At 43.3% G+C, this 14,322-nt stretch carries 16 protein-coding genes and 1 pseudogene; 2 read left to right on the forward strand and 15 right to left on the reverse strand.

The genetic code is table 11. From position 1 onward, the window contains the following. Window positions 1-43: 43 nt before the first annotated feature. From WCV65_RS12410 to WCV65_RS12475, 14 genes and pseudogenes are all read right to left on the reverse strand, one after another. On the reverse strand, window positions 44-625 hold the full coding sequence (locus WCV65_RS12410) for a cob(I)yrinic acid a,c-diamide adenosyltransferase (protein ID WP_338776851.1): 582 nt from the start codon (window positions 623-625) through the stop codon (window positions 44-46). Beyond that, window positions 622-2,445, reverse strand: a complete 1,824-nt coding sequence (locus WCV65_RS12415; protein WP_035408555.1) for an ATP-binding protein — start codon at window positions 2,443-2,445, stop codon at window positions 622-624. The genes WCV65_RS12410 and WCV65_RS12415 overlap by 4 nt, the downstream gene beginning before the upstream one ends. Then, window positions 2,442-3,164: a response regulator transcription factor gene (locus WCV65_RS12420; RefSeq protein ID WP_035408553.1), complete on the reverse strand. Its 723-nt coding sequence runs from the start codon at window positions 3,162-3,164 to the stop codon at window positions 2,442-2,444. The genes WCV65_RS12415 and WCV65_RS12420 overlap by 4 nt, the downstream gene beginning before the upstream one ends. Window positions 3,165-3,534: 370 nt before the next feature. After that, window positions 3,535-4,710 carry a c-type cytochrome biogenesis protein CcsB gene (gene ccsB, locus WCV65_RS12425; RefSeq protein ID WP_338776856.1) on the reverse strand — a complete coding sequence of 392 codons (1,176 nt, stop codon included), beginning with the start codon at window positions 4,708-4,710 and terminating at the stop codon, window positions 3,535-3,537. Beyond that, window positions 4,697-6,361 carry a cytochrome c biogenesis protein ResB gene (locus WCV65_RS12430; protein WP_338776858.1) on the reverse strand — a complete coding sequence of 555 codons (1,665 nt, stop codon included), beginning with the start codon at window positions 6,359-6,361 and terminating at the stop codon, window positions 4,697-4,699. The genes ccsB and WCV65_RS12430 overlap by 14 nt, the downstream gene beginning before the upstream one ends. 16 nt (window positions 6,362-6,377) lie before the next feature. Continuing rightward, window positions 6,378-6,902 (reverse strand): thiol-disulfide oxidoreductase ResA, encoded by a 525-nt coding sequence (locus WCV65_RS12435; RefSeq protein ID WP_338776860.1) that lies wholly within the window; start codon window positions 6,900-6,902, stop codon window positions 6,378-6,380. Window positions 6,903-7,385: 483 nt separating this feature from the next. Beyond that, window positions 7,386-7,541: pseudogene (locus WCV65_RS12440) on the reverse strand (undecaprenyl-diphosphate phosphatase); the annotation flags it as partial. 161 nt (window positions 7,542-7,702) lie between these two features. After that, window positions 7,703-8,437: a pseudouridine synthase gene (locus WCV65_RS12445; protein ID WP_338776862.1), complete on the reverse strand. Its 735-nt coding sequence runs from the start codon at window positions 8,435-8,437 to the stop codon at window positions 7,703-7,705. Window positions 8,438-8,535: 98 nt separating this feature from the next. After that, complete coding sequence (locus tag WCV65_RS12450; RefSeq protein ID WP_035411190.1) at window positions 8,536-9,066, reverse strand: spore maturation protein; 531 nt, start codon at window positions 9,064-9,066, stop codon at window positions 8,536-8,538. Beyond that, complete coding sequence (locus tag WCV65_RS12455) at window positions 9,066-9,659, reverse strand: nucleoside recognition domain-containing protein (protein ID WP_035411193.1); 594 nt, start codon at window positions 9,657-9,659, stop codon at window positions 9,066-9,068. Before WCV65_RS12455 ends, WCV65_RS12450 begins: the two co-directional genes overlap by 1 nt. After that, window positions 9,652-10,761: a D-alanyl-D-alanine carboxypeptidase family protein gene (locus WCV65_RS12460; RefSeq protein ID WP_231889895.1), complete on the reverse strand. Its 1,110-nt coding sequence runs from the start codon at window positions 10,759-10,761 to the stop codon at window positions 9,652-9,654. The genes WCV65_RS12455 and WCV65_RS12460 overlap by 8 nt, the downstream gene beginning before the upstream one ends. 205 nt (window positions 10,762-10,966) lie before the next feature. After that, on the reverse strand, window positions 10,967-11,455 hold the full coding sequence (locus WCV65_RS12465; protein ID WP_035411196.1) for a YpuI family protein: 489 nt from the start codon (window positions 11,453-11,455) through the stop codon (window positions 10,967-10,969). A gap of 200 nt (window positions 11,456-11,655) precedes the next feature. Continuing rightward, window positions 11,656-12,246, reverse strand: coding sequence for an SMC-Scp complex subunit ScpB (gene scpB, locus WCV65_RS12470; RefSeq protein ID WP_269449381.1), 591 nt, complete (start codon window positions 12,244-12,246; stop codon window positions 11,656-11,658). Continuing rightward, window positions 12,243-13,013 carry a segregation/condensation protein A gene (locus WCV65_RS12475; protein WP_338776872.1) on the reverse strand — a complete coding sequence of 257 codons (771 nt, stop codon included), beginning with the start codon at window positions 13,011-13,013 and terminating at the stop codon, window positions 12,243-12,245. Before WCV65_RS12475 ends, scpB begins: the two co-directional genes overlap by 4 nt. A 179-nt stretch (window positions 13,014-13,192) precedes the next feature. Between WCV65_RS12475 and WCV65_RS12480 the strand changes: the two genes are divergently transcribed. After that, entirely contained in the window at window positions 13,193-13,288 is a 96-nt protein-coding gene (locus WCV65_RS12480) for a YjcZ family sporulation protein (protein WP_082883685.1), read from the forward strand. A 97-nt stretch (window positions 13,289-13,385) separates the two neighbouring features. Then, a complete protein-coding gene (locus tag WCV65_RS12485) occupies window positions 13,386-13,919 on the forward strand; it encodes a DUF309 domain-containing protein (RefSeq protein WP_338776878.1) in 534 nt (177 codons plus the stop codon). 36 nt (window positions 13,920-13,955) lie between these two features. On the opposite strand, the gene WCV65_RS12490 is transcribed toward WCV65_RS12485, so the two are convergent. Continuing rightward, a complete protein-coding gene (locus WCV65_RS12490) occupies window positions 13,956-14,321 on the reverse strand; it encodes a GNAT family N-acetyltransferase (protein ID WP_035411204.1) in 366 nt (121 codons plus the stop codon). Between the last annotated feature and the right edge of the window lies 1 nt (window position 14,322).

Consider the following 14,322-nt stretch of genomic DNA (forward strand, 5'->3'; position numbering starts at 1 on the left):
CAACAAAAAAAAGGAAGGTGCTTCCTTCCTTTTTCACAAAAATTTACGATTCTTTATTTTTCCCTCTAAAAACGATGGCGCTTCTTTCATATTCTACATCACTTGTTCCGGATCGAAAGTTGATTACCCTGGAGACCGCAAAAAGATAGTCTGACAGCCGGTTCACATATTTCAGGACATCTTCATTGATTTCAGAATGCTTTTGAAGCGTGACGATTCTTCGTTCAGCCCTTCTGGCCACTGTTCTAGCCAAATGAATAACGGCTGCCGCCTGTGTGCCGCCAGGCAAAATGAACCGTTCCAGTGGTGGAGCTTCTTTCACATATTCATCAATTCTCTCCTCTAAAAACAAAATCATTTCCGGATTCGTTTTATCTTTGCGCTTTTCCGCACTCAGTACAGATGCAAGGTCTCCCCCGCAATCAAACAGCTCATGCTGGACTTTTTCCAGCTCGTTATAAATATCCTCAAATTTATCATCCGTGAGCAATGTCATTGCCTGGCCGACAACCGCATTCAGCTCATCCAGCGTTCCATAAGCCTCCACGCGAATGTCGTCTTTGTCTACTCTTCCCCCGACAAGACTGGTCTGGCCTTTATCTCCCGTTCTCGTATATAAATTCACGAATCCGTCTCCCCCTTCATTTGTGTTTCATCTGCTTTTGTTAAGTAAAACGTAAACGTTGTTCCTTCATGTATTTTACTGTGAACCGTGATGGTTCCATGATGGGCTTCAATAATATTCTTGGCTATAGCAAGACCAAGTCCTGTCCCGGCCCTGCCCCTTGTCCTTGCCTTATCCGCTTTATAAAACCGTTCGAATACGAAAGGAAGATCTTCTTCTGGAATCCCTGTTCCAGTATCCGTCACATCAAATCTTAGACCTTTGTCAGCTGATTGAACAGAAAACGTTACTTTCCCGCCTTCATCCGTATGTCTGATGGCATTGTCCACAAGATTGGTGAGCACTTGCTCTATTTTATCGGAGTCCATCACAAACGTGTCATGTTCTATGTTAAGTGAAGTGGACAACTCAATCGTTTTGTCGCGGGCCATGCCCTGGAATTTCCTTGAAATCTTATTTACCAGCTCAGATACATGTACGTCTTCATAGAGAAGGGTTACATGCCCGGCTTCCATTCTCGCAAGATCAAGCAGCTCATTAACGAGCCTTCCCATTCGGAGAGATTCTTCATAGATGACTTTTGAGATTTCCTTCTTTTCCTCATCTGTGCTCGCTATGTCATCGACAATCGCTTCACTATAACCCTGAAGCAAAGCAATCGGGGTTCTCAATTCGTGGCTGACGTTTGCAATAAAGTCTTTTCTCAGCTTATCAAGACGCCGTTCTTCTGTCATATCCCTTAACACAGCTACCGCACCGCGGACGTAATCCTGATCATATAAAGGCCCCATGACCATCACCCAGAATCGCCCTTGAAGCGTCAGTTCAATCACTTGTTCTTTCTCTGTGTTCACCACTCTTCTAAATAGCTCTTTTGCTTCAGGAGGAAGCTCTTCCCCGCTTTTTATATCCATTTGCTGCTCGTAATACCAGGCCTGCAAAAACCGTTCAGCAGGGGGATTCGTGACGAGAATGGTCCCATCTATATTTAAGGTGATCACTCCATCTGCCATACTGCTGAGAATGCTTGTTAAATGCTCTTTCTCCTGATTCAGGGCATTAATATGGTATTTCAGCTGGCGCCCCATCTGATTAAAAGCCGCTGCGAGCTCCCCAATCTCATCCCCGGTTAAAATCGGAACTTTTTTATCAAATTTCCCTTTTGTAAGCTCAAGGGCGGCCTCTCTCATCTTTCTAAGCGGATAGGTAATTCTTGTCGAAAGGAAAAAAGCGAAAACCGTTGTCAAAATAAGTCCTACCGCAGCTCCAATGAAAGTGTAGCGTGTTGTGCTTGCAGTCGCTTCCCTGATTGATGCTAAGGATTGCGATACAAAAACAGCACCGTGCTCCCCTTCTGATAACTGATATGGCACTCCCTGAAGAAGAACCTTTTCTTTTTTATGGCCTGTTTCTTCATCTGCTGTGATGGTTTTCATGCTTTCTCCGGTTCCTTTTAACACGGCAGAAAGCTCACGGTCATTCCTAATCGTCTCCAGGCTGATATAAGGCTGCTTACTGCCATTCCCCTTTGAGGAATACCATGCTTTCCCGTTCTCATCCACTATCATGATTCCTGTCTTTTCATCGGAAAGCTCAAGGGCGATGGACCGGGCAAGCTCCGCAGAATCATGGATGTCTTGATGATTTTCTAAAATACCTGATATTTTGTCTGCCATTTGTGACAATTCGCTCTCTGCCTGATTGGTCTGATAATTTTCAATGAATTCAAACCAGAGAATCGTCAGAACGAGAAGGACGAACGCAACGAGCAGAAGTATGGTTCCCCAAAGCTTACCTACTACACTGCGCCAAAGTCTCATTCATTGCCAACCTCGAATTTATAGCCTACTCCCCAAACCGTCACAATCATTTTTGCTGCATCCTGTGATACTTTGTTTAATTTTTCTCTCAGCCTCTTCACGTGCGTATCAACCGTTCGCAGGTCTCCAAAAAACTCATACTGCCACACTTCTTTTAGCAGCTGTTCACGGTCGTAAACCTTGTCCGGAGTCCGGGCAAGGAAATAAAGCAGCTCGTATTCCTTCGGTGTAAGGCTGACTTCTTTTCCGTCAGCCGTCACACGGTGAGCGTCATGGTCAATCGTTAAGTGTGAGAAGACAATGACGTTTTTCGCCTTTGTTTCGGTTTTTAAGAAGCTTGTAGAAGAAGATCTCCTCAATAAGGCCTTTACTCTCAAAACGACTTCTCTCGGACTGAACGGTTTAATAATGTAATCATCCGTCCCTACTTCAAACCCCTGTACTCTGTTAGCTTCTTCGCCCTTTGCAGTCAGCATAATCACTGGTGTAGCTTTTTTTTCACGAAGCTGACGGCATACTTCAACACCATCAATCCCAGGCATCATTAGATCAAGCAAAATCAGATCATAATCATTTGCAAGGGCTAACTCCAGCGCTTCGTCCCCATTTTCAGCTTCTTCTGTTGTATAGCCTTCCCGTTCTAAATACATTTTCAAAAGTCTTCTAATTCGGTCTTCATCATCCACTACTAAAATTTTTCCGTTGATCATTTCTTCCATCATTACTTCCTCCTTTAAAACTTCAGTTCGGATATGTATGTGTTCATCATACTAATTAACATACCACTCCTGCAACGAAGAGCCTTTTTACATAATAAAAAAGGCTTTTTTAATTTAATGCAGCTTTCTTTGTGCTGCAATTCGCCAAACAGGCTAGCAGCATCAATCGTAAAAACCATTTAAATTCGAGTTAATTTTTAATACCTGTTGATTGGAGCGGAAGGCGTGAGGCCCCGAAGGCGCATAGCGCTTGGTGGCTCAAGCAGCCCGCCCAAGGATAAGCTAACGCCGGCTAGCTGCAATCAACAGCCAAATTGAACAGATCTAAACATAAAGGGACTGGTTCAATGAAGTACCGGCCCCTTTACGATTATGCATATGAATGAAGTCCCGCGATAACCATGTTCACAAAAATAAGATTAAACATGATGATGGCAAAGCCAATTACAGCAAGCCACGCTGATTTCTCACCATGCCAGCCCCTTGATAAACGCAAATGAAGGTAAGCGGCGTAAAAAAGCCATGTTATCAAAGCCCAAACCTCTTTAGGATCCCATCCCCAAAAGCGGTTCCAGGCAAGCTGGGCCCAAATCATAGCAAATATGAGCGCCCCAAGCGTAAACACCGGGAATCCAATGGTAACAGAACGGTAGCCAATCTCATCTGTTAAATCAAGATTGACTTTTCTCGTTAAGGGCTGAAGAACAGCTGATATTCTTTTCCTCGCAATCAGCCTGAATAATCCATAAAGGATGATACCGGCAAGCAAAGACCACAACACAGTATTGAATTTACTTCCATCGATGATGGCAGGCAAGGAAAATAGCGGCTTCATAGCTCCTTCTGCCGCAAGCTTCCACTCATGCGGACCAGCGATTGCCGGCAAATGGTACACCATTGTATCTGCCTGGCCCCGCTTGTCTATCCAAGAAAATTCCGTTTCATAGTTTGCGAGACGGAAGCCGGTTGTGATCAGTATGTAGCCAAGAGTCATAATAAGAATAAACATGATTGCTTCCAGCCAGAATGTTTTTTTCGACGGCTTTGACTGATCTACGTTTTTCAGAAGATAAATAAGGCCGGCTATAAAACTTAGGGCTAAAATAGCCTGTCCAAGAGCAGCCGTTGTAACATGAATGTGCAGCCACTGGCTCTGCAATGCAGGAATCAGCGGAGTGACATAGGACGGAAACATGCTCCCGTAAGCAATTATTAATAGGACAATCGGGAGAGTGAACAATCCAAGAATTGAAACCTTATACATAAAATAGATAATGATAAAGGCTAAAACCAGCATCATTCCAAAGAAAGTGGTGAACTCATACATATTGCTGACAGGCGCATGACCTGAAGCCATCCACCGGGTAATGAAATAAACCAATTGGGCAGCGAATCCAGTGACCGTAACCGCCACTGCTGCTTTCGCCCACCGATTCGGCCCCGCTGCGGTCTGGCGTTTATCCCTTATGGATCCGCCGAAAAGAAAGGTCCCAACAAGATATAAAATGAAAGCTGCAAATAAAAATCCGCTGCTAATTTCCGCCAACTCCAACCCCTCCACTTCGTATCTCGCTATTTTTTTGATCCCAAGGCGCCGGGAAGGACGTTCCTTCTACTGCATCCTCAATCTCTCTTTTCAAACTGTACCAGTTTTTATTCGTATGGCCAGCCACCATCATCATGCCATTCTCTCTCTTAAACCAAATCCGGCGGTGGTTCCAGTACATTCCCTGGCACACGCCAATCATAAAGATCAAACCGCCAAGAGCGATGACCCATATGGTCATGTCCTTTTTAACTGTAAGGAGGGATTGGCTTGTCGTCTCAACACCGGCAAATTTCATTGCCATCTTATTTTCGCCGTTTGGCTCCAAATTCATCTGAATTCCGACGAAGCTTACCTCTCCTTCAGGTTTTTCCGGGGATATCATATTAAATACAAAAGCCGGATTGATTGGTGCCCGGGATTTTGTGTCTGGTTTCCCCTCCTCATTCATATAAAAATCCGGCAGGTAGGTGAGGACCTCGACTTTGTATCCTTTCCCAAGATCATACTCTGACTCAGGTTCATCCAGGTCCACTGTAATTGGCCCAAACGTTTGCTTTGAATCTTTGTTTAATAGATTAAATTTTAATTCCTTTAATGCTCCTGTTGAATAGCTGTTTTGATATAAACCAAATGATTCAAACTGAAGCGGATGATTCACTTTTATCGCATCCCGCTTTACTTCCTTAAGCTCTGGTTTCTCACCGGGAAGCGCATCGCCGACTCGTTCATAAAGCACGGCATCTGTTTGGAAATTTTTCGCCACATTTCCCTCACCTGCTTCATTAATGGCTTTCTGGAATACAGCTTTTTCTTTACCGGATTCATATGTTTCGATTGTAAATTTTTCGTTTTTAAGAAAGTACTTCCCATCTGTTCCGGGGATGGCTGCAACCTGGCCTTCTCTAAGCCACATGTTTTCATCTACGTAAATCCCGGGTACAAACCTTAGCATTGCACCAATTAAAACAATGATCAGTCCCACATGATTAACATACGGACCCCATCTGGAGAATCGTCCTTTTTCAGCCATTAAATTTCCGTTCTCAGTCATGACTTTATACCGTTTTTTCTCCAGCTTTGCTTTGACAGCTTGCAGATCGTTATCCTTATCAAGAACCCGTTCACCATATAAACGCTGCCTTTTTAAAAAAGCTGTATTTTTCGTGATTCCCTGCACGTTAAGCGTCCGGTAAAGAGGAATCACACGATCAAGACTTGCTACAACTAATGAAATTCCAAGACAGGCAATCAGGGAAATGTACCACCAGGAGCCATAAAGATTATGAAAACCAAGCATGTAGTAGACTTCTCCGGGTACGCCAAATTCGTTTTTGTAATAATCTTCCGGAAGGACATTGGAAGGAATATATTCCACTTGAGTAAAAACTGTTCCGACTGCCGAAGCTGCCAATGTAAGAACGATTAGCCAAACCCCGACCTTCACCGATGAAAAAAAGTTCCACACTTTATCAATCCATGTTGTTCTGTACGTTTGAGATCTTCTCGCACTGCCATCGTACCTCATGTCAAGCAGAGGACCGGAATCGGTGACCGGATTCTCGTAATCTGCCAGCTGCTTTCCGCAGGACTCGCATAGCAGGGTCCCGGGAGGATTGATGTGTCCGCACTCGCACTTCAATTCTTCCATGTGCATGACTCCCTGTCTAAGGTTTGATAGATTCCATCATATCTCTTATATTCCGTTCTGTTTGCTGACCTTTTACAATATCGGTAACTTTTCCAGTTTTATCAATCAGAAACGTTGTCGGCAGCGGTTTAACTCCGTATTCATCAAGGATCTGCCTATCCTTATCAATGCCGATAGGGAAAGTCAATCCATACTGCTTAACAAAACTGTTTACAGCTACGTCTGACTCCGCTATATTCACAGCAATGATTTCAACACCTAAATTTTTATAATGCTCATATTGATTATCCATATATGGCATTTCTCTTTTGCACGGCTCGCACCACGTTCCCCAGAAATTCAAAAGAACTCCTTTGCCCCTGTAATCAGAAAGCTGATGGGATTCACCCTTCAGATCCGTTACGACAAAATCCGGTGCCTCACTCCCTACCTTCACCCTCTCTTTATTGGCAAAAAAATTGGAGTACAGCGTATAAGCCAAAGCCGCAGCCAGCACAAAGAGAATTGCACTCCTCAGAACCAGCCTCTTTCTTTTCTCCATAAAAACTCCCCTATTATGTATCTATTTCCTATCATTATATCACTACGTAAACGCTCTCAAAATCATTTGTTTGAAGGTTGTGTGAAAAAAGAAAAGCGGAGGGCGCTTGCTCAGCCCTGAGAGACGGTGGAGCTCTCGACCGAGGGGCGCCAAGTAAGGTTGTTCTGCTAAGAGCGCGACGTCCTGTCGCAACGCAGAACTGACCCGCGTCCTGCGGGCCCGAGAGAGCGAAGCGGCCCAAGGGTTAGCGCCCGGAGCTAGACACAGAAACTAAGTCTGAAACTAAGTCCAAACCAGTTCTTAAAAGAATCCTCTTCTCTCGGCACGAAGCCTGCTTCTCAATCCATCCGCAGGTTGAGCAGCTTATGACCTCGAGGGACTAGACGGTGGAGCTCTCAACCGAGGGGCGCTCTCTTAAAAGGAAGTTCTGCTAAGAGCGCGGCGTCCTGCCGCAACGCAGAACTGACCCGCATCCTGCGGGCCCCCGAACTGAATAAATACTTCAAAAGTGGTTGCCCGCACTCCCTCAAATCCCAATAAATGTCCAGTTAATATTAAATGTCCGGTTGAGGAAATCGGCAGAAACTCTGCCATGCCTTCTACGAAACCCATGATCATCCCTATCAATATATCGTTCATAATGATCTCCTTTTGGCTGCATCCAATCATTTGCCTTATCATATCTCGAAAATATAAAGGATCCAAAAAATCCTCTATTTCTATCTATATACTAAAATAGAATTTTTTTCAAATAATTCCAATAAAAAAAACAGCACCGTTTGAAATAACGGTGCTGTTTTTTAAAAACCAACTTTCCCTGTCTCTGCAAGAGCACGAAGCTGCTTCACTTCATGCGGAGTAAGCTCTCTAGAGTCGCCAGTACTCAAGCCCTTCAGATCGAGGAAGGCATACGTTTCTCTTTTCAGTTTAGTCACTGGATGACCCATTGCTTCAAACATGCGGCGCACTTGATGATTGCGGCCTTCATGAATGGTAATTTCTACAATGCTGGTTTCTTTCTTTTTATCAAGGGACAGCATTTTAACCTTTGCCGGAGCGGTCATTCCATCCTCGAGCTTAACGCCCTTTTCCATTGTTTTTAAAATTCCTCTTGGCGGAATTCCCTGAACTTTTGCTACATACGTTTTATCGATTTCATAACGCGGATGCATTAAAAGGTTCGCGAATTCTCCGTCATTTGTCAGCAAAATCAAGCCGGAGGTATCATAATCCAGTCGGCCGACCGGATAGATCCGTTCTTGAATATACGGGAAGAAATCTGTCACAATTTTTCTGTTTTTATCATCCTGCGCTGCAGATATTACGCCTCTTGGTTTATATAAAAGAAGATAGACGGGTGCTTCCTTTTGCAAAGGAACTCCATTCACTTCAACCCTGTCGTTTCCTGATACTTTAATGCCAAGTTCTCTTACGGTTTTTCCATTGACGGTCACTCTGCCGTCTAATATTAGCTGCTCCGCATTTCTTCTTGATGCAATTCCCGCGTGAGCAATCACTTTTTGCAATCGTTCCATACTATTCACCTCTTTGTACATCTTACTTGTTTCCCGTCCATTAAACAAGCACACAAAGAGACAAAAAAATAACCCCTGTTTCTCTGCTGGGGTTAAATTTATGGAAATAAAAGCGATACGACCACAATGGAGGCGATTACACCTATCAGGTCTGCAAGAAGGCCAACTTTAAGAGCGTCTCCCATTTTCCTGATTCCAACCGCTCCAAAATAGACTGTTAAGATATAAAGTGTCGTATCTGTGCTTCCCTGCATAACTGCTGCCAATCTGCCAATAAACGAATCCGGACCATTGCTTGAAATTAAATCGGTTGTCATACCTAATGCAGCTGTTCCGGAAATTGGACGGATAAAAGCAAGCGGTACAATGTCTGAAGGTACGCCGATTATGGATAGAGCAGGTTTAATAAGATCTAATAAAAAATCGAGGGCCCCTGATGCTCTGAAAATGGTTATGGCGACGAGCATGCCTACGAGATACGGAATAATAGAGAAGGAAATTTCAATCCCCTCTTTTCCGCCTTCAACAAATGCTTCATATGTCTGAACCTTCTTGAAGGTACCATATATAAGGATAAAGGCGATAATCAACGGAATAAGCCATAAGGACAGAAGGCTGATCCATTCCATCAGGCTCCCCCTTTCCGCTTTCGTTTATGGTAAAAATACCGGTCAATCAGCAATGCTCCGATTGCGGATATAATGGTAGCAATCAGCGTTGGCATAACGATGTCGGCGGGGTTAGCGGAGCCATATGTTATTCTTACTGCTATTACCGTCGTCGGCACAAGAGTAATACTTGATGTGTTTACAGCTAAGAACGTAATCATGGACCGGCTGGCAGTTTCTTTTCCATGATTTAGTTTTTTTAGTTCCTCCATCGCTTTAATCCCAAGCGGAGTTGCCGCATTTCCAAGCCCGAACATATTCGCCATCGTATTAGAGAGAATATATCCCATTGCCGGATGATCGGGGGGAACTTCAGGAAAAATTTTTTTAACAACCGGTCTGCACAGCTTCCCAAGCGCCTCCAATAGACCCGCCTTTTCGGCGATCCGCATAAGTCCCAGCCAGAAGACGAGGACACTGATTAAGCCAAAAGCGATAGTTACCGCATTTTTAGCTCCTTGGAAAATGGCTGCATTTACAAGATCCATTGTACCATTGAACAAAGCGTAAACAATTCCAATAACAATCATACCCACCCATATATAATTAACCATCCGTATTAGCCCCTGCCAGAGCAAAGAATAGTCGTTTGACGGATTCCCAGAGAGAAGTTTCCGGCTTTCTTGTATGACCGTTATCATAATAGACTGGCACATTCAATACAGATTCATCTTTCACGAAAACTTTCATCTGACCGACAACGGCAGGAACCTTTTCCGGATCCTTCCATGATTTTTCAGGCTTTTGCAACCTTACTTCTGTCCGGATTGAATCCTTTTCTTCATTTGTAAGAGGATAAAATACATCCCGTTGAATGAACGCTTTATTTTGATAGAAGGTGTCATTGAGTGATCCTAAATCACCTTTAGGCTTTACTTTATATAAATCATAATGATCAAATCCATATTCATACATTCCGATATGATCGTTCCAGTCGTCACCGGCATTAATGGTAACCGCAATCAAATCTAATCCATCCTTAGATGCAGTGGTGACGAGAGTCCGTTTAGCCCGCTTTGTGTAGCCGGTTTTTCCGCCCGTACAATATTGGTAGAGGCTAGTCAGAAGCTTATTCTTATTTTTCCAAACCCTGTCCCACTTCTCCTCCGGGTTTGGCGATTTATGTATCTTAGTCCCTGAGATTTCTCTAAAAACAGGATTGTTCATGGCGTATCTCATAAGCAGCGCCATATCATAAGCAGTCGAATAATGATTTTCATGATCATCCAGTCCATGAGGATTCGCAAATTCCGAATTAGACATCCCGATTTCTTCCGCTTTTTGATTCATTTTATAGACAAAGCCTTCAAGGCTCCCACCTACATGTTCTGCAATTGCAACTGCCGCATCATTTCCGGATCTCATCATTAATCCGTATACAAGCTCACGGAGTTTTATTTTCTCCCCAGCCTGCAAATATACCGAGGATCCTTCCGTATAAACCGCTCTGGAACTGACGGTCACATCATCATCCAGCTTTCCTGATTCAATCGCAAGAATTGCCGTCATTATTTTTGTAATGCTCGCTATTCTGAGCTTTTCGTTTTCGTTTTTGGAAAGAAGGACTCTGCCGGTTGCCTGCTCTATAAGAATCGCGCTTTTAGCACTGACATTTGCCGTTTTAGACACTTCAGCTCGTGCAAATCCTGGAATCATCACTGTCAAAAGTAATACAGCGGCTATTATTTTTTTCATTCCTTTCATCTGCATCCACGTCCCTTGTCCTTATTTGTACAAGTTTATGCGGCGGAAGATGACTTATGACATTGAAAGTTCTGTCTGAGGTGAGGATCGCGGGCTGCGGGGTTTCCTGATCAGGAGAATGGTTTAAAAAGCAAAAAAACAGCCCTTAACAGGCTGTTCATCTCGATTGCATCATTTTTGTCCGGTAATCTGTTTCGTAATATTCCAATTCTTCCCGCGTCTGCTGGAACTGGCTTTCCAGTTCAGCAACCAGCTGCTTCACAGAAAGAGGAACCGGCTGTCTGAATTTAATGGCATTCTTTCCGGTATAGGCTGAACGGCTGTCTTCATACCATACATCATGTTTAGGCTGGAAAAATTCCTCAATGCACTGATGGTAAACCCTATAGAGGATTTTTTCGGCCGCAGCCTTACGGAAAGGTTCGGTTTGCGTAATAATGCTGCAGGCCTCAAGCCCTTCTTCGCAGAATACGGTCAATCGGCGGAAGTTACTCAGCAATTCTTCATAAAAAAGGCGGTCTCCAGGCTCTTCTTCAAGCATTGAATCGGTGGTTACCGAATTTAAATGCTTCGAAAGTCCGAAAACCACTGTTTTTAGAAAATCGGCTGTTTGCTCCGTTTGCAATTTTACCATTGAATTACCCAATTCTATTCACGTCCTCTCAAAGCAATCATTTTCAGCAGGCTGTCTTTGTAATCATACATATCTCTTTTTTTGTTGATTCATGCTTATTTTGAAATAAAAACTCTAGTTTTCTATTTATGTATACCCTGTTTAAACTAGTTTACACAAGCTTACATGTTCTTCCCTTTAATAGTACCATATTTTCTGACTATTTAATCTGCTTATTTTAGCTCTTCCATCGTCTGGCTGAACTTTTCGAAAAACAGGTCTGCTTCCTCCTGAACATTTTCATCACTGTCCTCCGGCAGAGGCGGAAGATCTTGAATAGAATTCAGTCCAAAATATTCTAAAAAATCGCCTGTAGTGCCGTACAGGATGGCTCTTCCTGTACCTTCCGCTCTCCCCACTTCTTTAATGAGCGCTTTTGCCACTAAAGTTTGAAGAGGCCTCTCTGTTTTCACGCCGCGTACTTCCTCGATCTCCACTCTGGTAAGCGGCTGTTTGTATGCGATAATGGCAAGGGTCTCCAAAGCTGCCTGAGAAAGGGATTGGCTTCCGGGGGTTTCCACCAATTTCTTCAGGTATGGCGCATGCGTTTTTTTAGTCGTCAGCTGATAGACACCAGCCACTTCGGCTATCTCAATGCCCCGCTCCTCCATCTCGTACTCTTGCATAAGTTCGTTCATGATATCCTTGACTATAGGTTCTTCAACTTCCAATACATTCATAAGCTGTTTAACGGACAGCCCTTCGTCTCCTGCAGCAAAGAGCAGCGCTTCTACGATGGATTTCCACTGGATGATTCCTGTCAATTGCTTTTTCCACTCCCTGTAATATATAAATCTGAAAAGTTTCCTTCTTGTTCAATCATAATAAGCTGCGATTTCATCAGTTCTAATACAGCCAAGAACGTTACAACCAGGTATTCTTTCGAATCATCAGGGAATAATTCCATGAAGTTTCGGCGGCCTGGTCTGGTTTTTAAATCGTCAAGAATTTCATTCATCCGTCTTTCAATTGGAATTTCCTGTCTGGATATCTTTGTCTGAAGCGGCTTTTGCAGCTTCTTTCTTCTCAGCACTTTCTGAAAAGCACTCAGCATATCGTAAACGGAAACATCGAGAGGAGTCCTATCAGGAGAGGTTTCCTGTGCAAACTCACTTAGGTCGCTTGGCGGCTTTGTGTAAACAAGCGCTCTCTCCTCTTCACGGGATTTCAGCTCAATGGCGGCTTCTTTATATTTCCTGTAATCAATCAGCCTTCTCATCAGTTCGTCACGGGGATCTTCTTCAGGCTCCAATCCGAATTCCTCATCGAAAAGCTCTTCCTCCTGTTTCGGTAAAAGCATTTTGCTTTTAATCGAAAGAAGGGTTGCTGCCATGACAAGGTACTCCGATGCGACATCCAGTTCAAGCTCTTTCATTGTGTGTATATAGAGCAAATATTGCTCTGTTATTTGCGAAACAGGTATATCATATATGTCAATTTCCAGTCTGTTAATTAAGTGCAAAAGAAGATCTAATGGCCCTTCAAATGCATCTATTTTCACTTGATATTCCAAATTAAATTTCACCAACATCCTTCTATAAACTGCGCTATCCTATAGTATAGAACAATCCAACATATAGTCCAATACAAAATTAGCAAGAATCGAAAAATGATCTTTTTTTAATTCATCCGGGCGAACGCCCAGACAACTGAGGCATCCGCACATATGATACGAAGGAAAAGAGCATGATTTTGAAGGAGGAAATAAAAATGGGTGAAAAAGGATTCGGATACGGCGGCGGATTTGCTTTGATTGTAGTACTTTTCATTTTGCTAATTATTGTTGGAGCGGCTTGGCTGTACTAATGATGATTCCAAAAGCGCCGAGCAGGCGCTTTCTTTTGTTTTAATGGAAATCTGATCTATGATACAATTTTGGCAATCAGAAACTGGAGTGATGGCAATGTATCCTAAAGCTTACATAGAGTATCTTGTTCATTTTCATGGAGACAGAGACTATTTTGAGTGTCATGAATTGCTTGAGGAGTTCTGGAAAAAAGCGCCTGCTTCTGAACGGGATCCCGTATGGGTCAGCCTCATTCAAATCGCTGTAAGTCTATACCATCATAGAAGAGGAAACTTTAAAGGAGCAGAACGGCTGCTTGCAAATTCGATAAATTTCATTAAGAAAAATCCTGGATCCATGGAAGAGCTCGGGCTACAGGAAGAAGTCCTCGCAAATCTTCTTTCCCAAAGGCTCTCGGATATTCAAAAGGGCGTACCTTACACGAGTATCCACTTGCCAATTTCAGATTTGAAGCTTGAGCATGAATGCAAGGTTCTGTCGGAAGCGAAAAAAATGGAATGGCAGTCGTTAAGTGATTTAAAGGATCAAGGCATGATTAACCGGCACAAGCTGCGTGACCGCTCTGACGTCATTGCAGAAAGGCTAAACCAGCTCGCCGAGAGACAAAAAACACGCAGAGGATTCGAATAAGTGTACAAAAAAAGCAGAGGAGAAGACCCTCTGCTTTTACAATTCTTCCTGGCCAGTCTCCCGGCATTTTTCAAAAAAGGATTGTGTATGTTCATTCGGAACAATCGTCTTATTCTTATAGACGTCTTTAAGAGCCAAGACCATCTTTTTACCGATTCCCTGCTGCCGATAGGAAGGATTCACACTAACATGCTGAATTTCCACTTCGTCATTTTCTTTTAAATGAACACCAAGTGCACCGATAATATCCTCTTCTTCTTTCCATAAAAACAGCTGCCAGTCTTTTTCTGTTTCATAGCTCTTTATGGTCTGCTGAAGAGTTTTCAGTTCTTTTTCAGCTGGCATGAAAGATAATAATCCCATCGCAATCTTTTCAAAGCTTTTCTTAAAGCGAATTAGCATA

The sequence above is a fragment of the Metabacillus sp. FJAT-52054 genome (assembly GCF_037201815.1).
GTDB lineage: Bacteria > Bacillota > Bacilli > Bacillales > Bacillaceae > Metabacillus_B > Metabacillus_B sediminis.